Origin of the sequence: Pseudoalteromonas sp. NZS37 (assembly GCF_015864265.1) — a bacterium.
Lineage (GTDB): Bacteria > Pseudomonadota > Gammaproteobacteria > Enterobacterales > Alteromonadaceae > Pseudoalteromonas > Pseudoalteromonas arctica.
Genome location: NZ_JADYXL010000003.1, coordinates 148853 through 173673 on the forward strand (window position 1 = coordinate 148853; position 24821 = coordinate 173673).

General features: G+C 39.2%; 19 protein-coding genes. 14 read left to right on the forward strand and 5 right to left on the reverse strand.

Annotated features, from left to right (window positions below):
* Positions 1-238: 238 nt before the first annotated feature.
* Positions 239-1708 (forward strand): carbon starvation CstA family protein, encoded by a 1470-nt coding sequence (locus I6F47_RS06640; RefSeq protein WP_197100832.1) that lies wholly within the window; start codon positions 239-241, stop codon positions 1706-1708.
* An 88-nt stretch (positions 1709-1796) separates the two neighbouring features.
* Here I6F47_RS06640 and I6F47_RS06645 read toward each other — a convergent pair whose 3' ends face one another.
* The gene (locus I6F47_RS06645) at positions 1797-2315 is read right to left on the reverse strand and encodes a TetR/AcrR family transcriptional regulator (protein ID WP_024597781.1); all 519 of its coding nucleotides are present in this window, start codon (positions 2313-2315) and stop codon (positions 1797-1799) included.
* 389 nt (positions 2316-2704) lie between these two features.
* Between I6F47_RS06645 and I6F47_RS06650 the strand changes: the two genes are divergently transcribed.
* The 4 genes from I6F47_RS06650 to I6F47_RS06665 all read left to right on the forward strand — a co-directional run bounded on the left by I6F47_RS06650 (position 2705) and on the right by I6F47_RS06665 (position 5148).
* The gene (locus tag I6F47_RS06650; protein WP_165735586.1) at positions 2705-3325 is read left to right on the forward strand and encodes a glutathione S-transferase family protein; all 621 of its coding nucleotides are present in this window, start codon (positions 2705-2707) and stop codon (positions 3323-3325) included.
* Between the two features lie 41 nt (positions 3326-3366).
* A complete protein-coding gene (locus I6F47_RS06655) occupies positions 3367-4059 on the forward strand; it encodes a cupin domain-containing protein (protein WP_165721701.1) in 693 nt (230 codons plus the stop codon).
* Positions 4060-4157: 98 nt separating this feature from the next.
* Positions 4158-4538: an STAS/SEC14 domain-containing protein gene (locus I6F47_RS06660; RefSeq protein WP_024605388.1), complete on the forward strand. Its 381-nt coding sequence runs from the start codon at positions 4158-4160 to the stop codon at positions 4536-4538.
* A gap of 157 nt (positions 4539-4695) precedes the next feature.
* Positions 4696-5148, forward strand: a complete 453-nt coding sequence (locus I6F47_RS06665; RefSeq protein ID WP_197183545.1) for a nuclear transport factor 2 family protein — start codon at positions 4696-4698, stop codon at positions 5146-5148.
* Between the two features lie 84 nt (positions 5149-5232).
* On the opposite strand, the gene I6F47_RS06670 is transcribed toward I6F47_RS06665, so the two are convergent.
* Positions 5233-6126, reverse strand: coding sequence for an AraC family transcriptional regulator (locus I6F47_RS06670; protein ID WP_024607712.1), 894 nt, complete (start codon positions 6124-6126; stop codon positions 5233-5235).
* Positions 6127-6298: 172 nt separating this feature from the next.
* Between I6F47_RS06670 and exaC the strand changes: the two genes are divergently transcribed.
* From exaC to I6F47_RS06710, 8 genes are all read left to right on the forward strand, one after another.
* On the forward strand, positions 6299-7819 hold the full coding sequence (gene exaC, locus I6F47_RS06675) for an acetaldehyde dehydrogenase ExaC (RefSeq protein WP_197183546.1): 1521 nt from the start codon (positions 6299-6301) through the stop codon (positions 7817-7819).
* Between the two features lie 747 nt (positions 7820-8566).
* Positions 8567-8914 carry a BufA1 family periplasmic bufferin-type metallophore gene (locus I6F47_RS06680; protein ID WP_024591926.1) on the forward strand — a complete coding sequence of 116 codons (348 nt, stop codon included), beginning with the start codon at positions 8567-8569 and terminating at the stop codon, positions 8912-8914.
* On the forward strand, positions 8904-9827 hold the full coding sequence (bufB, locus tag I6F47_RS06685; protein ID WP_165721698.1) for an MNIO family bufferin maturase: 924 nt from the start codon (positions 8904-8906) through the stop codon (positions 9825-9827). The genes I6F47_RS06680 and bufB overlap by 11 nt, the downstream gene beginning before the upstream one ends.
* Positions 9827-10654: an HvfC/BufC N-terminal domain-containing protein gene (locus I6F47_RS06690; RefSeq protein WP_165721697.1), complete on the forward strand. Its 828-nt coding sequence runs from the start codon at positions 9827-9829 to the stop codon at positions 10652-10654. Before bufB ends, I6F47_RS06690 begins: the two co-directional genes overlap by 1 nt.
* Before the next feature lie 24 nt (positions 10655-10678).
* Complete coding sequence (locus I6F47_RS06695; protein ID WP_165721696.1) at positions 10679-11227, forward strand: DoxX family protein; 549 nt, start codon at positions 10679-10681, stop codon at positions 11225-11227.
* 189 nt (positions 11228-11416) lie between these two features.
* Positions 11417-12655 carry a cation:proton antiporter gene (locus tag I6F47_RS06700; RefSeq protein WP_165721695.1) on the forward strand — a complete coding sequence of 413 codons (1239 nt, stop codon included), beginning with the start codon at positions 11417-11419 and terminating at the stop codon, positions 12653-12655.
* Between the two features lie 104 nt (positions 12656-12759).
* Entirely contained in the window at positions 12760-13131 is a 372-nt protein-coding gene (locus I6F47_RS06705) for a DUF3703 domain-containing protein (protein WP_165721694.1), read from the forward strand.
* Positions 13132-13304: 173 nt separating this feature from the next.
* Positions 13305-14777 carry a S41 family peptidase gene (locus tag I6F47_RS06710; protein WP_165721693.1) on the forward strand — a complete coding sequence of 491 codons (1473 nt, stop codon included), beginning with the start codon at positions 13305-13307 and terminating at the stop codon, positions 14775-14777.
* 51 nt (positions 14778-14828) lie between these two features.
* Here I6F47_RS06710 and I6F47_RS06715 read toward each other — a convergent pair whose 3' ends face one another.
* The 3 genes from I6F47_RS06715 to I6F47_RS06725 form a co-directional block, all read right to left on the reverse strand.
* Positions 14829-17762 carry a TonB-dependent receptor gene (locus tag I6F47_RS06715; protein ID WP_197100817.1) on the reverse strand — a complete coding sequence of 978 codons (2934 nt, stop codon included), beginning with the start codon at positions 17760-17762 and terminating at the stop codon, positions 14829-14831.
* A gap of 65 nt (positions 17763-17827) precedes the next feature.
* Positions 17828-20488, reverse strand: coding sequence for a glycoside hydrolase family 16 protein (locus I6F47_RS06720; protein ID WP_197183547.1), 2661 nt, complete (start codon positions 20486-20488; stop codon positions 17828-17830).
* Between the two features lie 322 nt (positions 20489-20810).
* Positions 20811-22835 carry a winged helix-turn-helix domain-containing protein gene (locus I6F47_RS06725; RefSeq protein ID WP_197183548.1) on the reverse strand — a complete coding sequence of 675 codons (2025 nt, stop codon included), beginning with the start codon at positions 22833-22835 and terminating at the stop codon, positions 20811-20813.
* 170 nt (positions 22836-23005) lie between these two features.
* On the opposite strand from I6F47_RS06725, the gene I6F47_RS06730 reads away from it, so the two are divergent.
* Entirely contained in the window at positions 23006-24787 is a 1782-nt protein-coding gene (locus I6F47_RS06730) for an alpha/beta hydrolase (protein WP_197183549.1), read from the forward strand.
* Positions 24788-24821: the final 34 nt, after the last annotated feature.

Here is a 24821-nt window from a genome sequence, read left to right on the forward strand (position 1 = left end):
GCGGTTATACGTAAAAGTTTAACCGCTTTTTTTGTGCCTAAAATAAGACGTAGGCGATAAGTGAGTGTTAAGTGTGCATGTTGCGTAAATAGTGACTTATATCGATTATTGTATTAGCTAAACGTCTTATTGTTAGGGTTATGACGCTTTGATAAAATCGTCGATTATTCACGGATTGAACAGGCGGGGCGACACACATGCGCTCTATAACACACATACAAAAAGAGAAACGTGCTTTATGATCATCTTTTTTATCTGCCTTACCATTTTAATACTGGGCTATAAGTTTTATAGCCCATTTGTTGAAAAGCAAGCAGGCTTGGATTCAACCGTTGATACACCACAAAAACGCTTTAGCGAAGGTGTTGATTACGTAGCTATTCATCCTGTAAGAGCATTTTTAATTCAGTTTTTAAACATAGCAGGCGTAGGTCCAATATTTGGCCCAATTTTAGGTGCTTTATACGGACCTGTTGCATTGGTATGGATTGTACTTGGTAATGTTTTAGGTGGTGCTGTACACGACTTCTTCTCAGGTGTAATGAGTATAAAAGAAGATGGTAAAAGCTTACCAGAAATCGCAGGCCATTATTACAATGTGGTATTTAAAGGCTTTATGCTTATATTTACTGCCATGCTACTGTTTTTTGTAGGTGTAGTATTTATTATGAGCCCTGCAGGTTTGTTAAGTAACCTTGATTTTTTTGAAGGTACAATACTGGCAAATAACACCTTTTGGGTACTTGCTATTTTAGCGTATTACTTTTTAGCTACCTTGCTACCAATTGATAAAATAATAACAAAGTTTTACCCAATTTTTGGTGCGCTAATGATTGTAATGACAGTGGCAATTGCTATTTCATTACTTATTAATGCGCCGCACTTGCCTGTTCCAAGTGACTTTTTAGCTTACTTTGAAGCTGACCACGCACATGACTTTTTAGAACCAAACCCAGATGGGTTACCAACGTGGCCATTGCTATTTATAACAATTACCTGTGGTGCTATTAGTGGTTTTCACTCTACTCAAGCGCCAATTATTGCGCGCTGTTTAACTAACGAAAAATACGTACGCCCAGTTTATTACGGCGCTATGATGTGTGAAGGTATTGTTGGTTGTGTATGGGCACTTGCAGGTATTGCAGCGTTCCCAGATGGTTACGCTGGCTTAAAAACATTGCTTGATCAAGGTGGTCCAGGTTTAGTTGTAAACCATGTAGCTAACAGTTACTTAGGTGTATTTGGCGGTATAATGGCAATTATTGCAGTAGCCGTTTTCCCGATTACTTCTGGCGATACAGCGTTCCGCTCACTACGTTTAACCGTTGTTGATGCGTTTAATATTCCGCAAAGTTTACGTAACCGCTTATTGGTAGCGGTACCTATACTTGCTATTGCATACTTTATGACGAAACTCGATTTCTCGTTAATTTGGCGCTACTTTGCATTTTCAAACATGCTGCTTTCTACAAGCGTATTATGGCTTGCCACTAAGTACTTGTTTGACCGTGGAGCATTCCACTGGATTGCGAGTGTTCCTGCTGTTATAGCAACAGCGGTAACGGTTTCTTATATTGGCACTGCAGCAATTGGTCTTAACTTATCAAGCGATTTAGGTAAACCTATTGGCGCTGTAGTGACAGTGATTGGCTTAATTGTTTTAGCAATTGTGCACTCTAAGCATAAAGTTAAACCAACAGCGGTTTAATAATAATCACATAAGTTATTTCAAGCATTAAAAAAGCGAGCTATTCATAATGAATAGCTCGCTTTTTTTTGTGCACTAAATTTAGGTATTACTGAGTTGCAAGTTCAAAGTAACTGTTATCGTCGAGCGTTTTGCTTATCATCATAGCGCCCTCAAGCAAGCTCACTGTTTGAATAGCCGCTTTAGTAGGGTTAAGCTCACCATTAGCTAGGTGCGCAGCGCTAAGCCATGTTAGGTTTTGATTAAAAAAGCGTTTTACTTCAAGGCGTACTTTATCTGGAAGGCTATCGCTTTCGGCTCCTAGTAACCCACATAAACACATTTTTCGGTCGGTAACTAAAGCACTTCTAAAAAGCTGAGTGTACACATCAATAGGATTTTTACCGCTGGCTTTAAGCTCGCTTGGCTCGCCTAACGCAGCTAAAAAAGAATTTGTATATTGATGAGCAAGCTCTGCACCTAAATCGGCCTTAGTCGGAAAGTGATAGTGCACACTGGCGCTTTTAATTCCAACTTCGCTGGCAAGCTCTCTAAAACTAAAATTGCTGTACCCGCCAAGGCGTACCTTGTTTTCAGCTGCTTTTAATAAAGCTTCTTTTTTACTCATTTTTAATATTTCCTATCCGTAGCAATACCAATTTTATTAAAACATGATCATTCTATCGCATTAAATAACTTACTAACTGCGTTAAAAATTACTCATATAGAACAACTATATGTCATAATTTTCGCCTTGTTATTGCGCTATTTTCTTAGCGTAATAATAGGTCACCTATTTAATGCAATTGGTATAGTAAAATTATCGACCAGTAGGTAGTTATTTACAAGCGATTTTATTTTTAAGCAACCCCCTAATTTTACAATGAATTAAGTTAAATCCTATACATCAGAAAAATTTAAACGTTGACTTAAATTTAGTTTAATACTATAAATTACCTATCGGTAGGTAGGTTTCTGCCACTAATTCACTTTTAAACAATAAAGATAGAGATTGCTATGAAAATTTATGATGTAGAAAACTTTCCAAATCCACTTCGTGTTCGTATCGCTTTAGCTGAAAAAAATGCCACTGCAAATGTTGAGTTTGTACCTGTTGATTTATTAAATGGTGAGCACAGAACAGAAGCCTTCTTAGCTAAGAATCCACTAGCAGGTGTGCCCGTATTAGAGCTAGATGACGGCACGTTTATATCAGAAAGTACCGCTATTACTGAGTATATTGATACCGCATTTGAAGGCCCATCTTTAATGGGTGAAACCGCAAAAGAGCGAGCAGTAATTAACATGATGCAAAAGCGTGCAGAGTCTATGGTGCTTGACGCTGTGGCAACTTACTTTCATCATGCAACTGATGGCTTAGGTCCAGAGCTTGAAACGTATCAAAATGTGGCTTGGGGTGAAAAACAAGGTGAAAAAGCACGCCAAGGGTTTAGCTATTTTAATGATGTACTAGCGCAGTCGGCGTTTGTTGCTGGTGAGCAGTTTAGTATTGCTGATATTACATTGTATGCTGGGCTGGTATTTGCTGGATTTGCACAAATAGCAATCCCGAATGAGTTAACTCATTTATTAGCATGGCAAGAAAAAGTAGCAAAACGCCCAAGTGTTGCGGCGTAATTAGTTTAAAGTTTAAGTGGAGTTACGGTTAGGAGCCAAATATGAAAATTGCTGCCGATTTTAGTAAACGAGTTGTTGTACACAGCGAAACGCTCCCGTGGGTTGCATCGCCAATGGCGGGCGTTGATAGACGAGCACTGGACCGTGTGGGCGACGAAGTTGCTCGCGCCACGACCATTGTTCGTTATGCACCAGGCAGTGAATTTTCGCCGCATGTACACACCGGCGGTGAGGAGTTTGTTGTACTTGAAGGGGTATTTCAAGATGAGCATGGTGACTTTGTGGCAGGTTCTTATATCCGTAACCCACCGCAATCAAAGCACAAACCGGGGTCTGAAAATGGCTGCGTTATATTTGTAAAGTTATGGCAGTTTCAGCCTGATGATAGAACCCACGTGCGTTTACAAACGGACTTGATGCAAAGTACGGCGCACCCTAGTTTTAAAAATGTAGCTGTAACTCCTTTGTACAAAGACGACTTTGAAGAGGTAAGCTTGCTGCACTTTAAGCCCAACGCCAGCATGGTTATAAACGCAAAAGGTGGAGCAGAACTGCTAGTACTTGAAGGTTCATTTGATGAGCAAGCCGATACCTTTGTAAAAAACAGTTGGTTAAGAGTGCCTATTAATAGCTCCATTAACGTTAAGGCGGGAAGTAATGGCGCAAAAGTATGGCTTAAAACGGGCCATTTAACTGATGTAGAAAACCAGATATCTCGCGTACAAAATGCGTAAATCAGTCGTTTATTTGAGATTATTTATTGATTTAGTTCAGGACTAATTAATTTTAGAAGGTGTACTTTTACCGCTCAGCCTATTTAAGGAGAGCAGTAATGGTACACACAACACATGGTTTATCGATTGGTCTTGAACGTGCAGGAAGAGAGTTTTTTTTAAAACTTAAAGCCGTTGGTACGCTTACTCACGACGACTACAAAATAATTACCCCAATGATAAATTCAGCTCTTGGCGAAGTTAAGCATCCAGTCGTGAACGCCTTAATAGATGGTAGCGAACTTGAAGGTTGGGAAGTACGCGCAGCGTGGGATGACTTAAAGTTAGGTGTTAAGCACTCTAAAGAATTTAAAAAAGTAGCTATTTACGGTAATAAAGAGTGGCAAGCTCGAATGGCAAAAATAGGTAACTGGTTTATATCGGGTGAGGTTCAATACTTTGAAAATGCTACCGCAGCCATAGATTGGCTAGACGAATAGCCTGGTTTAAAAACTTAAATTAAAGCACTCTTATAGAGTGCTTTTTTGCTCTATGGGTAACGTTATTAAGTAGTTACATTCGCTTTATTTCAATTGTTAATACTGCTCTATTAAAATACACTCATTATTATTGAGTAAATTACATATTATAAAAACAATGAAACAAGTACTTACCTTTATTACATTCCTGATATTTTCTACATCAATACATGCAAAAGATAACAACATATTCACGCCGGTGAGCGATCTTTTTTTGGCTGTTTCTAACGTTGACCACACGCAAATGCGTGCAGCCGTTGATGATTCATTTTTACTTTTAGAGCACGGTGAAGTGTGGACTATTAATGACTTTATAAATGTAGTTAAGCCTTCTGACTTTATAAGAACTAATTATTTTAGTGTTATAAATTCGCGTGTAGTGGGTGATGTTGCATTTATTAATTACTGGAATAAAGCCAATATTAAAAACACTCAAAGAAGTATTGATATTTATTGGTTAGAAAGCGTTGTTGTATCAAAAGTGGGCGATAAATGGTTGTTATCGCAAATGCACTCTACTCGGTTACCCCAAGATGAAATACCTAAAGGTGTCACCTTTATAAAGCAATAGATCTAACTCTAATTTAAAGCCCTGTAATATGGGGCTTTAATCATTTAAATTACATCAGCCAGTACAGGTAACGCCCCTTTAGGGCTAATGTCGACATTCTTTAGGCGCAATGCCAAAGGTTTGTTTAAATAGGCGACTAAAGTGGCTCGCGCTATTAAATCCAACATCAAAGCAAACTTTGCTAATTGCATGGCCTTGTAGTAACTGAGTACGTGCTTTTTTAAGTCTTAATTGTTGCTGCCAAAGGGCTGGGCTAGTGCCAAATGCGAGTTTAAATTGCTGATAAAACTTACTTCGGCTCATACATGCTATTTTGCATAAGGTATTTATGTCGAGCGTTTCACTTAAGTGTTCTTCAATATAAAGCAGGGCATCGCTGACTTTTGTTTTAAGGCGTGGCTTATCGCAGCTAGCTAGCAATAGCTCGCGGCTTTGTTGTTGTAATAAACGGGTGATCAATTCGTTCAACGACAAATCAATCAAGTAATGTCGCTGTGCGCCTTGCTCACTAAATAAATGCACCATGCGCTCTAATAATTGCTGCGTTTGAATATTATGTTGGGTATGTACTAACTGAGGTACATATTCAAATAAGCCATCGTGTGCAAAGTTTTGCTGCATGTTAAGTGCATTCGCCACGCTCGTTATTTTATCTGTGCTAATTTCAATGGCTAAACAGGTGGTTGGGGCGTGCATTGATGCTTGTGGAAAATCAATTAAAACACCTTGCTCTGGCGCTAATACAAACGACTCGTGTGGTAAAAATGCTTTATGGTATTGGCTGCTTTCTACGTGCATTACCTTTTTGCCGCTAAGCATGGCACAAAACAGCAGCTCGTTTGAGTGCAGTGCTACCTTTTGCGCGCTTTGATACGTGTCGTAAATACTCAACTCACTGCTATCTGCAGCGAATGTGACTTTATTTTCTATTAATACATCAAGTTGTTGGCGTTTTTTGTTTAACTGAGATGTGTGCATATCAATCCTTTAGGTTTTTATTAGTTTGGACTCACAGACAACTTTTGTGGACAGCTAATCAAGTTTTTAGGTACTTGTTAGTTTAATGTCAATCAACATTGATTAAATATAAAGCATTTTGTTTTATATAAATGTTCGACCTTTAGCTAACAACAATAAAGAGAGCACACACATGATATATGCAAATCCAGGTAGCGATGGCGCACTCGTAAACTTTAAACAACAATACGGGAACTACATTGGCGGAGAGTGGGTGAAGCCAGTAAATGGCCAATACTTTGATAATATAAGCCCAGTAAACGGTAAGGTATTTTGCCAAATACCGCGTTCAGACAAAGACGACATAGAGCTGGCTCTCGATAAAGCGCATGCAGTGCGAGAGCAATGGGGCACAACGTCGGTGACCGACCGAAGTAACATACTGCTAAAAATAGCCGACCGAATTGAGCAAAACCTAGAGTTACTAGCTGTTGCCGAAACATGGGATAACGGTAAAGCAATTCGTGAAACACTCGCTGCTGATATTCCGCTAGCGGCAGATCACTTTCGCTACTTTGCAGGGTGCCTACGATCGCAAGACGGCACTATAGGTGAAATAGACGCAACCACCGTTGCGTATCATTTTCACGAGCCACTAGGTGTGGTTGGGCAAATTATTCCGTGGAATTTCCCTATTTTAATGGCCGCCTGGAAACTAGCGCCAGCACTTGCTGCAGGTAACTGTGTAATTTTAAAACCGGCTGAGCAAACACCAGCTTCTATTTTAGTTTTAATGGAGATAATTGGCGATTTACTCCCTGCAGGCGTATTAAATATAGTAAACGGCTTTGGTAAAGAAGCGGGTGAAGCACTGGCAACAAGCAAGCGTATCGCTAAAATTGCATTTACGGGTTCAACGCCTGTGGGCTCACATATTTTGAAATGCGCTGCTGAAAATATTATTCCTTCAACGGTCGAGCTCGGTGGTAAATCACCTAATATATTTTTTAATGATGTAATGGAAAAAGACGATGCGTTTTTATCCAAAGCTATTGAAGGCGCCGTGCTTGCTTACTTCAACCAAGGCGAGGTGTGTACGTGCCCATCAAGGTTGTTTATTCAAGAAGACATTTACGAGCAGTTTATTGAGCGAATACTCGAACGTACCTTAAAAATTAAACGCGGAAACCCGCTAGACAGCGAAACTATGGTTGGCGCACAAGCTTCAAAAGCGCAATTTGATAAAATACTGAGCTACATTGAAATAGGCAAAAAAGAAGGCGCTGAAGTACTCACTGGCGGTAATGTAGAGCAGCTAAGTGATGACTTAAACGGTGGTTACTACATACAACCTACGTTATTAAAGGGCACAAACGATATGCGTGTGTTTCAAGAAGAAATTTTTGGCCCTGTTATTTCAATGTCGACCTTTAAAGATGAAGCCGAAGCCCTCGAGCTTGCCAACGGCTCTGAGTTTGGTTTAGGTGCAGGTGTGTGGAGCAGAAACATGAATCGTGCTTATCGTATGGGTCGCAAAATAGAAGCAGGGCGAGTGTGGACTAACTGTTATCACATGTACCCAGCACACGCTGCGTTTGGTGGTTATAAAAAATCAGGAATAGGGCGCGAAACGCACAAACTCGCACTGGAGCACTACCAACAAACTAAAAACCTATTAGTGAGCTACAGCGAAGATCCGCTCGGCTTCTTTTAAATAAAGAGCCTAAGCTTTAAATAAACAACCATTAAGTAATAATGCCAGCGCTACCTATTTGTAGCGCTTTTTTTATAGGCAATCAACCGTTGATAATGGCCATGTAGTCCAACATTTTAGCGTTGCAGAAAATAACATTATAATGACGGTGTTTACGAGTCCTACTTAAAAAACGCTAATTTAGCGAGTATAGAGTGGTGTAAATATAAGCAGCCTTTAAATAATATTTTTATCCTTCCTCAGTTAAGTAAATTTCTATTTGTAGATCATTGCCAAAACAAAGTGTCTCAATGCATCTAATCCACTAAATATGAACTTTTCCAAGCTTATTCATTATCAAAACAATTAGATTAGCTTTTCTAATGTTTGTATTAACTGCTTAGTCCACTATATTTACTTCTTGTTTACAGTTGTTTTTCATTGTAAGCAAATAATCTGAAAGTTTTTATAACAACGATAGGTCTATTAAATTGATAAAACGGCGATATTGCTTATCTCCATTGTGCTTGTTTATCAAAATATGAGTGTTTTTATACCAATTCGCTTAATTAAGTGATTTATTTTGAGGATGGAAAAACGTGTTGATAGCTAGGCAAAAAATTCGCTATTTACTTGTTCTAAATGAGAATTTTTTAACGCAGGTAGCGACACGTTTAGCCCCGCAAAATGATTAAGTATTATTGCGGATTGGTATTATTAACAATCATTGATAAAACAAGAAAAAATATTTTAATCCGGAGCATAAAAATGAAAAAAGTAAATTTAACTAAGGCTTTATTAATCGGCGCATCAGCAGCAGTTTTAAGCGCGGGTGCTGTGGCAGGTCCAAACAGTCAATTAACCGTTGCAGAAGGTGCTTCAGCAAAAGTACAAGAGCAATTTAAAGGCTGGGTAGCTGGTGATAAAGTTCGCGGTCGTAAAGATAAATGTTTTGGTATTGCTTTAGCGGGTGAAAATGATTGTAAAGCAGGTGCAGGAACGAGTTGTGAAGGCACTTCAACTACAGACTTCCAAGCTAACGCATGGACATATGCACCTAAAGGTGTATGTGAATCAGTTGTAACTCCTAATGGTAAAGGTTCGCTTGAAGGTTAATAAAGCAGGTTTTCCCCAGTGCATTGTTGCTGGGGAGCAATTAGGTGCAGGTCTTAGTTTAAAACCAGAACATCTTGACGACATTTTAGCTTTACAGGTAGAGCTGCCATCTACAAATAATAATCTTTGGTTTGAAGTGCATACAGAAAATTATTTTGTGGCAGGTGGTCCTCGATTAAATTATCTCAGAGCTGTACGTGAAAACTTTGATATTAGTTTTCATGGTGTTGGTGGCTCTTTAGGCTCTGATCATAAAGCTATGCTTGCTCATACTAAACGGGTAAAAGCGCTAATTGATGAATTTCAGCCAGTGCTGGTATCTGAACACGCTGTATGGTCTAAGTCGAATGGCAAATATTTTGCAGACTTAATGCCGTTACCTCGCACCCAAGATGCACTTGCGTCTTTAATTAATGGTATTGACTGTTACCAGGCGGGCATAGGTCGGTCAATATTAGTTGAAAATCCAAGTAACTATTTAGATTTTATAAGTGATATGGATGAACCTCAGTTTTTAGTTGAGGCAGCGAAGCGTACTGGATGCGGCTTACTTATCGATATTAATAACTTATATATCAGTAGTAAAAACACGGGTATTGATGCGCTTGATTATTTAAAGCAGATCCCTGCTGAGCTTGTTGGAGAAATTCATATTGCAGGGCACGATCCTGATCCAGCTCTTGGTCAGTCATTACTGATAGACAGCCATGCAGCACCGGTAGCGACTCCTGTATGGGATTTGCTAGAACAAGCAATTGAGATATTTGGTCAGCGACCAGTACTTGTTGAGCGAGATGCGAATATTCCATCGTTTGAAGAGCTTATGATCGAGCGGGAAACTGCGCAAAGCTATTTGAATCAAAGTGAGCTACAAAGTCGCTTAAATATATCTCATAAAGAAGTGGTTCGCTGATGAGTACCAACCAATATATTGATGCTTTTACTCGCTATTTGCGAACGGGCGATCCAAGTGAAATGGAGCATTTTTGCGAAAATCCATCGCATATTAAAAGGTTAGCTGTGTATCGTAACGGGTTTTATAAAGGCTGTGTTGATGCATTAATAGCTAACTTTCCTATGTGTGAAAAAAAAGTAGGTAGTGAGAACTTTCGTAAAATGGCACGACTTTATGTTGACCGTTTTCCGCCAGAGCAGGGCACTTTGGTGGGATACGGACTAAGCTTTCCTGGCTTTGTAGCCGATTTGATTAAAGATGGTGAGCTTGAAAATAAACATATTTTAGAAGTTACTGAAAATCAGCAAAGCACATCAAATCTATACATGAACTTAGTTGATATTGCGCATTTAGATTACACGTGGCTAATGAGTTTGATGAGCGCTGATTCAAGTGAAGCGCTAACTATAGAGCATATTACTCAACTAATGAAACAAGGTATTGAGCTTACCGAGCTTAATGTAAAGCTTAGCCCCAGCGTACTATTACTTAGTGTGAATGGTTCTGCTTTTTTTGAATGGATTTCGCTAAAAACAAATAATAATGATGTCGTTGTAACTAAATCCTCTGCTGAGGATTTTATTATGTTATGGCGTTTGCAAGGTGCGGTGCAAGCCCGCTCTCTTTCTATCGCAGAAGTTGCACTTATGCAGGCCCTACAAGGTACAAGTAGGTCTTTAGGTGAAGCTTTTGATGCAGCAATAACAGTAGATGAAAACTTTGAAGTGAGCGAAGCTTTTACAGCATGCTTACAAAATGAATTATTAGAAATCCAAATCAATTAGTACATTACAAGAGTAGGAACAAATATGGGCATGATAAAAAAAATACAACAACTGTACGTGCAGATGGGAGAGCAGTTATCGCGGTTCTTAGAGCCCATAGCGCTGTTTTTTCTTCGTTTTATGGTGGCTAAAGTATTCCTCGACTCTGGTTTGAGCAAATGGGATGGCTTTTTACAATTTAATGTTGATAAATACGACCTATTTAAATACGAATTTTTCTGTCCAGATCCTGTTAGAGAAGGTGCCTTGCAGCTTTGTGATCCAAAAACATTAGATTATGTTGATGGCTCATTTCTTGTAAAAGTAATTGAAACGCTTGCTGTGGTTGCTGGTGTTGTTGAGGTACTGCTTCCAATATTACTGATTATCGGTTTGTTTTCTCGCTTTGCAGCACTGGGCCTTATTGGTATGACATTGTTTATTCAGCTTGCAGTTTTTCCTACACTGGATCATTGGATTAATCCGGCATCGTGGTGGGCTGTTTCATTATTAGTGATTTTTGCTCGTGGGCCTGGCTTTTTGTCTATTGATAAGTTACTTGGTTTAGACGCAAAACGTGCAGCAGCTAAATAAGCTTTTGCATATTAAAAGTTAAAAGTAACCGGCAGGCTAATATCATTTAGGTGCCGGTTATTATTTAGACTAGAGTTAAAAATAAGCTTATACAAATTAATTCAATAAATTGTGCTGATTTAATATAACTAACCTCAACCCTGATATTTTCTAATAAAAATACCAAGCCATGCCTAATAGGATTTCCCAATGGAAATAGGATTACTCATTCTTCTGTTCTCAGTTAGTGCTTACTCTATGCTAGCTAAAAAGCTGTCCACAACCATTATTACCGCACCAATGGTATTTTTGGGTATTGGTTTTGCCGTATCACAGGCTGGACTTATTAATATAGGCGATGCACATGAAACCGTGTATTTAATAGCAGAAATATCGCTAGTTGTATTATTATTTTTAGATGCTTCACAAATAAACCTACGAAGATTAAAAAGGCAAAATACATGGCCTTTAAGAATGCTATTGATAGGTTTGCCGTTGAGTATTTTGATTGGTACAGGCTTTGCTTATTTATTCTTCCCACAGTGGCCTTGGGCAATGCTAGCCCTAGTTGCGGCAATTTTAGCACCGACTGATGCAGCTTTAGGTCAAGCGGTTGTTAGTAATGAGAGTGTACCTTTAAACGAGCGACAAAGTTTATCAGTTGAGAGCGGTTTAAATGATGGACTAGCATTACCTGTTATTTTATTTTTTGCCAGTATAGTTGCTATGGAAACCGGCTCTCAAGAAAATGAAATGTCATGGTTAGTGTTTGGATTTAGCCAAATATTTATAGGTATTTTGGTTGGCGCATTAATGGGGTACTTGAGCGGACGTTTATTTTTATACTCTGAGTCAAAAAAAATATCATCGACTATATATGAAGGCATTGGTGTTTTAGCACTTACCGGCACATCATACCTAATGGCAAGTTTACTGGGAGGAAATGGATTTATATCAGCGTTTGTTGCAGGTTTAGCCTTTGGTAATATTGTAAAAGGCCATTGTCGGTTTATATACCAATTTACTGAGAGTGAAGGGCAAATATTAATATGGACTTCGTTTGTTATTATTGGACTTGGCTTACTTCCTTCAGCTGTTGAGAATTTAACTCTCCCTGTTGTTGGTTATATTTTAGTGAGTATATTTATTGTACGGCCTCTTGCTATTTACCTATCGTTAATTGGCACTAAAGCTAAAGTATTAACAAAAGTGTTCATGGGGTTCTTTGGACCTCGAGGTCTTGCCACAGCGCTTTTTGCACTTATTATTTCTAAAGATATTTTAGGCCAGTACGGTCACTCAGTTTTAATTGTTGCGATTAACGCTGTATGGATGAGTACTTTAATACACGGTATTGCAGCAGCACCTATGGCTAATTGGTACGGCGCTAAAATTAAAGTGCTAAAGATTAAATCAAGAGAGCTCGCAAAACTAAAAAAACAAAAGTAGCAATTGAACCAAAATAGGAACTCAGCTATGGTTTGTGTATTAATAAACATAGATTATAAACGAGTTGCTTTAAATACTCGTTATGCGCTTACAAGGATAGAAGTATGTTTAGTCAATTCACTAGAAATATAAAACCATATGTAAATGCCGAATTAGATTTAGCTCATTTAGCTAATAAAAATGGCAAGTTTATAGAGGCATTTGAGCATTTAGAAAATGCTCATGTACTCGGTCAAGAATCTACTTATTTTCATGTTAAAGTGCATATATTGATGTTTTGCTGGGCGTTTAAGCATAACGATTTACGTGAGCTTTTAGGACAGACATTTCGTATTGCTGGAGCAGCTACCAAAACTGCGTTTGGATTAATTCCCAGCGGTAACACCGGCGGGGCAAACGTCAGCCCCTTCAAAGTCATGCCTATTTCTGCTGAGTATTCAGATTATATTGCACGCGCTAAATCAGATGTACAATAAAGCATTATTGATTAGTACTTCATTTTTGGCGAAAAATAGCTTCCCCGACTAATTTTTAAAAATGCTTCAGTTAGCTAACTAGCTCTTAATTATAAATAAAAGTAAACTTTGCATTATTGTCAGCTTATATTTAACTTAGCATGTTTAAAAAGCTAATAATTAAATGGATTTTTATGACTATAAAAACAAAAATAATCAACTATGTATTACTCCCAACTTTACTACTATCACCACTTGTAAATGCTGGACATGAGCAAGCTGTACCCACAACGCCAGAGCAGTGGCGCAGTGTTACAAATAGTGATATAGAAGCTGCTTACAGTATATCTGCACAAAATCACCCTGGTATGTTTGATGTTAATAACCCAACTTTCCCTGATTTATTAAAACAAGCAAAAGCAGAGGCGCTTACATTGTCGGCTCAAGCGAGCGGACCGCAAGTTCATGTTGCGGCAATTGCACGCCTTAGCACTGTGTTGCAAGATGGTCATGCTGGTGCGTTTTCAAGCGTAGATAGACCCGCGCGCCGCTGGCCAGGCTTTAGTGCTGTTTGGCGAGGTGATGCGCTAAAAGTGTATTACAGCGAAGCCAGCAATATTAGCAAAGGCGAGGTTGTAAGCCAATGTGATGGGCAAAGCACTGATACCTTAATGCGTGAGAGAATATTTAAGTTTCATAGTGAAGTGGCACAACCTGGGCACTGGTGGCAGCAAGGTTGGCGGTTACTAATTGACGAGGGCAATCCATTTTTAACTCCCCTAAAAGCATGCGAATTTGTTAAAGCCAATGGCGATACCTATACACACGTATTAAATTGGTCTGTGAGGCCTAAGTCAGCAAGCAAGCATTTAGAAAATGCTTATAACGGTGATGAACTCCCCATTGATTTAACCTGGCCTGAAAAAAACATTGCTTGGATTGCTATGCCTAGCTTTTCATCAACCGAAAAACAAACTGCTGCCTACAATAAAGTATTTGAAAAAATACAACAGCAGCGTAGCAAGCTACTTACTGCAAAAGCCGTGGTATTAGATTTGCGCCATAACCAAGGTGGCTCATCTTATTGGAGCTCACAAATAGCAAAAGGATTATGGGGCCAAAAAGTAGTAGAGCAAAAAGCAAATAATACTTCTCAAAACACGCAAGTATGGTGGAGAGCATCAAAAGATAATACTGACTATGTAGAGTCTTTATTTAGCGTTGTAAAAGATCAACCCGAAGTACTGAAAACTCTTAAAACCGTCGCTGCTGGCATGGCTCTATCACTTGAAAATGATGCCCCGTTTTATGTAGAACAAGAAACTAATACGCTAAATAACATACCACATACACCTTTAGTGAGTGACTTTAAAACCAAGGTGTTTGTTATTGTTCCGCCGCAATGTGCTAGTGCTTGTTTAGATGCACTTGATAAGTTTAAGCTTTTTGAAAATACAACGTTATTTGGTGCACCAAGTAGTGCTGATTCTATGTATATGGAGGTACGTTTAGCTGATTTACCTTCAGGCTTAGGCAAAGTGATTGTACCTAACAAAGTATACGTAAACAGAGCGCGAGGGGCAGGGGCTTACTACAAACCCGATGTGGCGTATAACGGCCTTGATTGGACAACCAATGTGTTGCTTGAGCAAATAAAAACGCTATAAAAAAAGCCGCTTGTTGTAACAAGCGGCTTAACCTTCTAACTAGGAAATAGTTTAGAACGTGTAACGTGCACCAATTGAGTAACGCGGACCGTATTGATTAGCAAATAAGAACTGCTCTTCGTAACGTCCGTAACCTTCTTCGGTTGCATTGTTTAAGTTTATGCCATCAAAAAATACCGTTACGTTTTCGTTTACATCGTAGTTAACGCTCATATCCCATTGGCCGTAGGCTTTAGCATATTGCGGCGGTGCATCAGCTGAGCCTTGTGCTTGGCCTACACCAATTAGGTATGAGTCGCGCCATGCGTAAGTGATTTTAACCGATAGGCCGTCTTTTTCGTAAAAGCCTTGGAAGTTAGCTGAGTCACTTAAGCCTGTAAGCGGTGCTTGTTGATCTAGGCTTTCGCTATCAAATTCAACGTCGCCATCTACAAATGTTGCGTTAACACCAACACCAAAACCGGTTTCACCAATTAAGTGCTGAACTGCAACTTCAAAACCATCTACCGATTTACTGTCGGTGTTTTGTGGCTGGCTAATATTCCATGTAATTAGCGGATCGTCGCTGTTTGGCTCAATAACGCCATTTGCATTGCCGTAACCGCTGGCAATCATTTGTGCAAAAATAGCGTCGGTTGTTGCTTGCTCGCCACGTGATTCAATATCGCTTACGGCTTGTAAGTAACGAGGGCCGTTTAAAATATCGTGCAAGCCATCAATAGTGGTTTGCGTAATGGTGGTTTGAATAAAGTTATCAACATCTTTTTTAAAGTAACCAACAGATGCGTAGCTGCCTTCTGCGTAGTAATACTCAAGTGATAAATCAAGGTTTGTTGATTCAAACGGTAATAAGTTTGTATTACCTTGGCCACCTGTACGAGAACCTGGTTTTGGGCTGCCTGTTAAACTACGACCACCGGCTAGATTACCTAGTGGTGCACGCGACATTGTTTTACCCCAAGATACGCGGGCTACTACGTCTTCAGTTAAATCAACACTTACGTCGATTGAAGGCAGTAAAACATCGTAATCACCTTGTTGCTCTAAGAAGTTATCATCGCCGCCAGCAGCGTATTGCATGATCCACTCTGAAGCGCTGATCCAGTTAACTTGATCTTCAACGCGTTGACGTACAGTACTGGTTACGTCTGTTTGCTCATAGCGTAGGCCTGCATTTACTTTTACGTAGTAGTTACTTACGTCAAACTCCCAGCTTGATTGAACATAAAAGCTATTAGTGATTTCTTCTACGTAGCTCTCGCTATCTATTCCGTCTGCGTATGCATTAGCGGCATATGCATCGCCACCTGTAACATCTGCCGTTAAGTAAGCAATTTGGCGTGCAACAGCTTCGTCAAAGTCATAGGTATAGTAGTAACCAGGTTGTAAGTCACTGCCGCCGCCATCAAACTGATCTAAAAGGCCTGATGTATCATTACGGGTAAACATGCCGTCTGGGAATATTTCTGTATATGATGGGTTAAAACCTGGGCCACCTACTAAACCACTCCACGCGGTGTAACCACCTGTGTTTTGTTCTGTACGTGATGCGCCAAATTTAACTTTAACTAAACCAATGTCATAGCTTTCGTTATACCATGTTGTGTGCAGCTGTAATTGTTCAATGTTTGATTCACCCGGCGAGTGAGTAAACTGACTAAAGTTTGAATCAATTTCGCCAGGCGTTAATTCACTTGTGCCATTTAACCAATTAACTTGTGCACTAGGTACTTCGCCCGTGCGGTAATCATAAATTTTATTAGCTAGCTGATCAGACCCTAAAATTACTTGGCCTGCACTTCCCAGCCCGTTGTCGGCGCCGTTATCGGTTTCGTTTTTAGAGTCGTGGTAATCAAGCTCTACGTGCCACGTGTCGTTAATTTCCCAATCTAGGTTTAAACCAAGAGAGCGGGCTTTTACTTCTGTAGTGCCTTTATTAGCTGTGAATGACGCGTCATTACCGCTAATGTCTGCATATACTGCAGTGCCATTTTCATCTAGTTCGTAGCCATTTATATTGCTACCAAAGTCGTTCCAAATACCCCAACCAATGCTTTGAGAGCCAGTTACAGCTTTACTTGCTGTGTAATCAAGTGTTGCTACAAAGCCATCGACCGGTGCGTATTGAAAAGTAACTTGCCCATTTGTACGTTCACGCTCTACATCTTCAATAGAGTAGTTCATGTCTTTAGGGAAGTAGTAGTTACCTGCAGAATCTGTGCGGTTATCAACTACGTTGCTGCTATCTAATTCAGGTAAGTCTACGTTTGCCTGCCAGCCTTGAATATTGGCACTTTGTTTTTGAAAGTCACGCTCTTGGTGCGAAAATGAAAAACCGAAACCAAAAGTGTCATCTACAAAGGTATTGCTGTAAACAGTAGAAAACTCTGGTGTTACGTCATCGCCAGCTTCGTTCGACGAGTCGTGGTTTGCTTTAACGGTTGCCGAAAAATTTTGACCTGGCTTTTGAAAAGGTCGCGCAGTAGAAATATTAACCGTTGCACCTAAGCCACCGCTTGGCACGTCTGCACGAGCTGTTTTAAACACTTCAAGCGCACTTACGCCTTCAGAGGCAACGTTTTCAAGGTTATACGAGCGTGTATAACCTGTGCCCGGCATTTGGCGGCCATTTAAGGTAATCAAGTTAAACTCTGGACCAAAACCACGTACTGTAATTTGGCTACCTTCACCGTTAGCGCGGCTTACCGATACACCGGTAATACGCTGTAATGATTCTGCTAAGTTTGTATCTGGGAATTTACCCATTTCTTCAGACGAGATAGCATCTACAATACCCGAAGAGTCGCGTTTCATATCCATAGAACGAATAAGTGAACCACGAATACCTTTTACTTCAATAATTTCTACATCAGGCTTTGCTGATATGTCTGCTTCTGCAGCGATAGCTGTGTTTAATGTGCTCGCAGCAATGATGAGAGACACAGAAGCCGCAAGTTGGCTCTTTTTAAAATTGAATGTGTTCATAATAGCTCTGCTTTATAAAATGTTGTTGTGTAGCAATAGGCGCTAAGCGCCCATTGGTGTGTGTTTTATGGATTTGCAATAATCACGTTATCTATACGGTAAAGCGCGCCATCGCCCATGTCCCAGCTAGGAAAAACCATAATTACGTTTAATGCGCTAATGTCTAAGCCTGCATCAAACAATTGCTGAAGAGGGAAGGTGTATGTTTGCCATTCGCCCGTTACAGGTGCTTGGCCTTCAACACTGCTTGATAAAGCAAGCTCTACTGCGCTTGATGTACCAATTGATTCAATTTTAAATAGCCACTGAGCATCAATATTTGAAGGCGCAGAGACTAGTTTCATATCAAATTGAACTACACCATTTTCAAGTATTGCAGAGGCATCAAACGATACGTCTTCATCAGCTATAAAGCCCATTACTGTAGCAGTAGAACCAATGCTAAATTGCGCTACTGCGCCATGCGCGTCATCATCGGTTTCTGTTGTTGGTGTAGAGCCACCACAACAATCCCAAATACTCCATTGCTCGGCCGCTGCATCTTTAAATACAGTAAGCTCACCCGTTGCAGCTGGCGCTGCATTTGGATTATAAATTTTAACGTTATCTACACGGTAAACAGAGCCTTCACCTGCACCCCATGCTGGGAAAATCATTAATACATCTATAGTACTTACATCTAAGCCAGCAGCTGCAAGATCAGAGAGTTTAAATGTATATGTTTGCCACTCGCCAGTAACTGGTGCTTCGCCTTCAACACTTGCCGTTAATTCAAGCTCTACTGCAGAGTCACCTTCATTTGACTCAACTTTAAACAACCACGGTGTAGCTGGATCGCTAGGCGCTGAGGTTACTTTTAAATCAAATTGAATAACACCTTCATCTAAAATGCTACTAGCATCAAACGATTCGCCTGCGCCACCTGACGATGTGCGGCTATTAAAGCCCATTACAGTAGGCTCTGCACCAATGCTAAACTCTGCGGTTAGACCATGTTCTTCATCATCCATGGCTTCAACTGGGGTTGAGCCACCACAACAATCCCACATTGGCCATGCTAGATTTTGCTCATTTTCAAAAATAGTAAGCTCAGGTGATACGCCTAAGTTATCTTGAGTAATCTCAACATCGTCAATTAAATAAACAGCGCCTTCACCTGCGCCCCATGCTGGAAACACCATGATCACATCAATTGCGCTAATATCTAAATCTGCAGCATCTAAATCTTTTAGTAAAAATGTATAAGTTTGCCATTGGCCAACAACAGGGCTTACGCCTTCAAGACTATCTGTAATTGGCATTTCTACTGCGCTAGAACCTTCATTACTTTCAAGTTTTACAAGCCAAGCTGCATCAGCTGTGCCTGGTGCACTTGTTACTTTCATTTTAAAGCGAACGTAACCTTCATCCAGCATTGGAGATGCATCAAATGGGCTAGCTTTTCCTGCTTCGTCAGTAATAAAAATTTCACGGCTAATAAAGCCCATTACTGTGGGTTCTGCACCTACTACAAATTCAACTACATCACCTTGGGTTTCATCTGCAACAATAGCGGGAGTAGAACCACCACAACAATCCCATGCAGGCCAGTTTGGATTAAATGACTCACCAAAAATAGTTAATGGTGTTGCAATGCCTGTCGAAGGTGGGCTAGGAATTGGTGCATCGCCTTCAAGCAAAGCATCATCTAGGCTATTGTAACCAGGGCGAATAGTTTCACAGCCTTTACCTGTTTCAGGGTTTGATGCACATTGATAAACACGTACGTAATCAATAGCAAAGGTTTGGCCATTTTCAAATGCGCTAGCATCTACACCTAAATCATTTACGTTTTCAGGCCAGTCACCACCTACTGCTAGGTTTAGCAATAAGTGAAAGTCTTTATCAAATGGTGCGCTATCCCAGTGAGTTTCAAGCTCGCCAGAACCTTGTTCAAAATATTCTGCAAACCAGCCACGATGTTTTAGACCTACAGCCTCGCCACTTGCATTAGTACGAACTTCAGATTGACGCTGAGTTGCATAAAGGTAACCGTCTACGTACCAGCGAATTTCACCTTCTTGCCATTCAACAGCATACGTGTGGAAGTCATCAGCAGGATTAGTATCTTCAGGGAATTTAAATTCTTGCCCTGTATAGCTGTTATCTGGCCACGCGCGTCCGTAATGAAGGGTGCCGTGGATACTAGACTCTATACCGCCGTCTTCATCCGGTGTTTTAAGGTTTACTGATTCTAAAACATCTATTTCGCCAGAACGAGGCCAAGTGCCGTAAACCTCATCAGTTGGTAGCATCCAAAATGCTGGCCAGCTACCTTGTCCTGATGGAAGTTTGGCGCGCACTTCAAAACGGCCATACGTAAAGTCGGCGTTATAACGCGTATTTAAGCGTGCTGAAGTGTAAGGTTTTTCTGCACCTTCCTCAGCGGGTAGGGCAACAATGTTTAACACACCGTCTGCAATAAATGCATTTTGCTCGCTGTCGGTGTAACACTGTTTCTCGTTGTTACCACCGCCATCGCAGTTTAATTCATAGTTCCATTTGTTTGTATCAATGGCTGAGCCTTCAAACTCGTCGCTCCAAACCATTTGCCAATCTGAAACTGGCTCAGAGGCATCTACATTTTCAAAATTTGATTTAGTGGCAGAGTCGCCACCACAGCCAGCTAACGTAACTAAAGAGATAGCGGCAAGTAAACGTGTAATGTGCGTTGTTTCAATGTTCATAACTGAACCCCGGTTTCAACAGATTATTGTCAGATTAATTGTTTTTTGAGCTTTGTTTTTTCATGCTGTAAGCGCTTACATTTTGATATGTGTTTTGTAAGCGCTTACAAATGATATTGTGGAGTACGCAAATGGTCAACATATTTGTTTATTTTATTTACAATTAGTTTACGGTAAGACCAGTTGTACGACTGAAAAATACATAAATACGAGGAGCGTAAGCAGTTTACTTATTTACATATGTATTGCTAAAAAGCTTATAGTAAAGCATTTTTACTATTTTATATTTGAAAAACACACGACCTGTATTTAAAAACTATAATTAAAAGGTATATTGATAAATATCACCTTGAATGGTTTTTAGGCGTACCCAGAATATATGTTGCTGATCAGGCGCCATTGTATACTGGTGAACAAAACCATCAGGTTTTGGCATGATCAAATTCTCTTTTTGAGTATTGATATTAAAAGTCCAAATTCCTGTTGCTTCTCGGTAAAAGTATAATTGGTGACCAATAACTTGCCAGTTGAGCCAGTTGATTCGATTGAAATTTTTAATAACAAGTTCTTCACTTGTTGCTGTTAAATTTTTACGCCATAAACCATCTACATTAAATTTAGAGTAATAGAGGTATTGATCTACGATTCTGCCGCTATAACCCCCATTTGAAGTTAATTGACTGTGTGTATCGGTACTTCGTTGATACAACCACAGTTGCCATTGTCCAGAAGCGTTTGTGCTATAAATAATGTTATTTTGTGCGTCGTAATTAGCAACATAACTATTGTGGTTTTTAGTAAACACTTTTTGATAGGTATTTTTATTTAAATTTAGTTCAAAAACATCGCCGTGCTTAGTAAATAAAATACGGCTGCCATCATCAGATAGTTCGTAGCGGACAAACTGTAGATCAAAGGGTAAATCGATATCAATTAATTGGGCCTCGTCATTTTCAACTCTCCAAAAGTGATGGCTTTTGTAACGCGTAGACAAAAAAGTTTGAGTGTTTGCATACATACGAGGAAGCAGCTCTGTGCGCGCACTTTGCTGCCACACATGTTGACTATTGTTAATAGTGTTATATTTTACAATTTCGCTTACGACATTGAGGCTACTTACTAATAGCGAGGCATTCAATTTAGCTGGGATAATAGCTAAAGAGTTAATTGTAAAATCTAATTTTTTTATCGAATAATATTCACCACTCGCGGCTTCTAAAGAGAAAATAGTGTTGTTGTTTGCGATAACCAAAGTATTGTTTTTAGAATGCCATACAAGGCTTTTTACACGCAGATTAACTACGTATTCGTTTAATTTTTCTTCTTCATTTTTAATAATTATTTTTGAGTCGTTTTCGCTTATATAACGAACAATAGCAAGTTGATTACTATGGTGATTGTAGGAGAAATCAAAATCGCCCTTGGTATTGTTTTTACTACTTGGATTTGTAATTTGTCTTAATCTACTCGTGTTTATATTATAGCTATATACTTGATATGGATGAGATTTACTAAAACGTTTATTGAAGTAAAATGTATTGTTTTTCCCCCAAGCTAGTGAGGTGGGAAACTCATCACATGAAAATAAAAACTGCTTTTTCTTTGTGTGTACATGATAAGTCGAAATTAAACATTGTTCATCAATGTGTGTTGCATAAACGATGTATTCTCCATCAGCACTTATCGTCGCCAACGAATTTGTTAGTACACTGTTTTGAGTATGTGTTTTTGTATCATATAAATAAACCGATTGACGGTCATCCTCATCAAGGTGATGGAACAAAATGAGTCCCCCAGTTTGGGTGGCCGAGAGCTTATATTCTCTACCTTGCAAACCAATCAATGGCGCACTAACAAGTGATAATTTATTTGGCGTGATTAATTTTTCAACTTTGAAGAGTGTGCTAAAAAGGGTAATTAATAGCAGAGCTATAATAATTGCAATAATTGATGCTTTTTTGATATTGCGCACAGGTTTCTTGAATGATGGGCTTTTAAAAGCAACCTTTTGCTCAACAGGCATTTCATCGTGAGAAATATCTGTGTTCGTTACAGTAGCAACTAACCGATACCCTTGAGTTGGGACAGTTTCAATAATATTTTCATTAGTTAACGCTGAAAAATGGTTTCTCAATAAAGACACGGTTCGATTGATCGCCCCCTCACCTACAACCCGATTATTCCAGACTTCAACTATGAGTTGGTCTCGAGTGACAATTTTCCCATTAGCTGCTAGTAAAGTAATTAATAAACTGAATACTTTTGGTTCAAGTTTTCTAGTTTGACTGTCATTTTTTAATGTTCGCTGCTCTTCGTCAAAAATAACACCAGAAATATGGACAGCCATAGGGTTCTCTATCATATTGAAATTACATTGCTTTTTAAAACATAACATAAATATAACAAAAACATAAGCGTCAACTATGGCAACAACAAATAAGTATATGATTTGCTACCAACTCATATTTAATGAGAGTAGAGAAGATGCGTACTTATTTATATTTATTATTGAAAATAATGACTGTCACATTATTAATGGCCGGTTGTAATGGTACTAATAAGGATTCGAGTTTAACAAGTACCCAGCCCAAGGATTTAACTAAAGTTAAATTAAAAAATCGAAGTTATTATGTTGCAACACCACGTAATAACTTTGATACAAAAAAATCTTATAAGCTTTTATTAGCTTTTCATGGTTCTGGGCAGAGCGCTAAAAATATGCAGAGTATGGCTGCGTTTGAATCCGCATCAGAAAATTATATAGTTGTTTACCCACAATCAAAAGTTGAAGAGTGGAATGAAGGATGTGATTGCAATAAACCTCATCGATTAGGCATTAATGATTTAGTGTTTGTCGAAAATGTTGTTGATGACGTTAAAGCTAAATACAACATTATTGATGGAGAGCTTTTTGCGGTCGGGTTTTCTCAAGGAGGTTTATTTACACAAAATTTAATGTGTAATAGTAGTTTAAAGTTTGCGGCCATAGCATCAGTTGCCTCACCTATGTCAGAGCAGTTGTCTCAACGATGCGAGATAGTAAATCACACCAACTACATGATGGTACATGGCACAAATGATCAGACTTTACCCTTTGAAGGTAAAACTCATTCAAATTTTGGATTAATCCCAAGTAGGCTTGCTATTGAACTAATAGCCAAAGAAAACAGTATTGATTCGGGTGTACAATTAGAAAAAAGTCAGGCAATCGCTAAATATACATTTAAAAATGATAGCTATATCAACCAATTGGTAGCAATTGAAGGCGGTGGGCATAGTTGGGCATTTAGTAGTTTTAACACCACGGATGAATTAATAAGCTTTTTTGATACAGTAAGTAAAACTAAACTCGATACCTACTCAAAATTATATCGCGTTGATCAACAACAAAAAAACGATGTACATGTACGTAGCATGGGCCTTGAACATTCGGGGCCCGCGATTATTCTTTTATCGGGCTTTAATAAAAACTTTCATAGTGACAGTGCTTGGTTTGCTTTACTGCAGCCATTGATAGCAAAAACTCATCGTGTACACGTCATAGAACGCTTTGGAAGCGGTTTTAGTAGCCCTGCTGAGCAACCATCGTATGCTTCTTTTGTGCCTGCATTAGATAAAACGTTAGGACTGCTTAATGAAAAGGAGCTAATTATTGTTAGCTTTGCCAGTGCAAATATTTTGGCTCATTTATGGCAAAATTCACCTGATTCACAATTTGTAACTAGCCTTAACGGTATGGTGTGGATTGACCCCGATGTTTTGCTGCCACACTCTATTAGCTTGTATCAAGATTGGCCCGTATATTGGTATAGAGATGCAGGTGATACCTTAATCACACATATAGAAGAAGGTAATTGGACGCAAAGGACTCGAGATAAATTAACTGATGAACGTACAACGACCGAAACACTCATCCCTTCACAGTATAAAGCAGAAATGGATTGGCCGTATTTTGATTTAATAAGCCAAAGCCGTACTCAAATTGATAAACAAGTAACACGAGCAAGAGAGATTATGAATTATCATGATGATTTAAATCGTGTTATTAGTGCCGATATAGCGACATCCACTCCAATCTCCGTTATAGATACTGATTTTGAGTCGTATGATATTAAAAATGCAGAACCTGAATTCGTCGATAATTTAGTATTATGGCAACAAGAGGGTTCTTTATGGAGCCAGCAAATTAGTGAGCAATCGGGTGGGCAATATATACCTCTAAGTAATAGCGATCATATGGCAGTTTTTCAGCGCCCAGACGACATTTTAAAAGCAATAAAAAATATAAAAAGTAAATAACCTGATGTAATATATTAACTAAGTGAGCTTATGC

Bases quoted from the DNA above. Each gene is read 5' to 3' on its own strand.
- I6F47_RS06670 (WP_024607712.1), bottom strand. From the start codon at position 6,126: ATGCACACATCTCAGTTAAACAAAAAACGCCAACAACTTGATGTATTA.
- I6F47_RS06640 (WP_197100832.1), top strand. From the start codon at position 239: ATGATCATCTTTTTTATCTGCCTTACCATTTTAATACTGGGCTATAAG.
- I6F47_RS06645 (WP_024597781.1), bottom strand. From the start codon at position 2,315: ATGAGTAAAAAAGAAGCTTTATTAAAAGCAGCTGAAAACAAGGTACGC.
- I6F47_RS06720 (WP_197183547.1), bottom strand. From the start codon at position 20,488: ATGAACATTGAAACAACGCACATTACACGTTTACTTGCCGCTATCTCT.
- I6F47_RS06705 (WP_165721694.1), top strand. From the start codon at position 12,760: ATGTTTAGTCAATTCACTAGAAATATAAAACCATATGTAAATGCCGAA.
- I6F47_RS06655 (WP_165721701.1), top strand. From the start codon at position 3,367: ATGAAAATTGCTGCCGATTTTAGTAAACGAGTTGTTGTACACAGCGAA.
- I6F47_RS06725 (WP_197183548.1), bottom strand. From the start codon at position 22,835: ATGGCTGTCCATATTTCTGGTGTTATTTTTGACGAAGAGCAGCGAACA.
- I6F47_RS06695 (WP_165721696.1), top strand. From the start codon at position 10,679: ATGGGCATGATAAAAAAAATACAACAACTGTACGTGCAGATGGGAGAG.
- I6F47_RS06680 (WP_024591926.1), top strand. From the start codon at position 8,567: ATGAAAAAAGTAAATTTAACTAAGGCTTTATTAATCGGCGCATCAGCA.
- I6F47_RS06650 (WP_165735586.1), top strand. From the start codon at position 2,705: ATGAAAATTTATGATGTAGAAAACTTTCCAAATCCACTTCGTGTTCGT.
- I6F47_RS06690 (WP_165721697.1), top strand. From the start codon at position 9,827: ATGAGTACCAACCAATATATTGATGCTTTTACTCGCTATTTGCGAACG.
- I6F47_RS06730 (WP_197183549.1), top strand. From the start codon at position 23,006: ATGACTGTCACATTATTAATGGCCGGTTGTAATGGTACTAATAAGGAT.
- I6F47_RS06700 (WP_165721695.1), top strand. From the start codon at position 11,417: ATGGAAATAGGATTACTCATTCTTCTGTTCTCAGTTAGTGCTTACTCT.
- I6F47_RS06710 (WP_165721693.1), top strand. From the start codon at position 13,305: ATGACTATAAAAACAAAAATAATCAACTATGTATTACTCCCAACTTTA.
- exaC (WP_197183546.1), top strand. From the start codon at position 6,299: ATGATATATGCAAATCCAGGTAGCGATGGCGCACTCGTAAACTTTAAA.
- I6F47_RS06660 (WP_024605388.1), top strand. From the start codon at position 4,158: ATGGTACACACAACACATGGTTTATCGATTGGTCTTGAACGTGCAGGA.
- I6F47_RS06715 (WP_197100817.1), bottom strand. From the start codon at position 17,762: ATGAACACATTCAATTTTAAAAAGAGCCAACTTGCGGCTTCTGTGTCT.
- I6F47_RS06665 (WP_197183545.1), top strand. From the start codon at position 4,696: ATGAAACAAGTACTTACCTTTATTACATTCCTGATATTTTCTACATCA.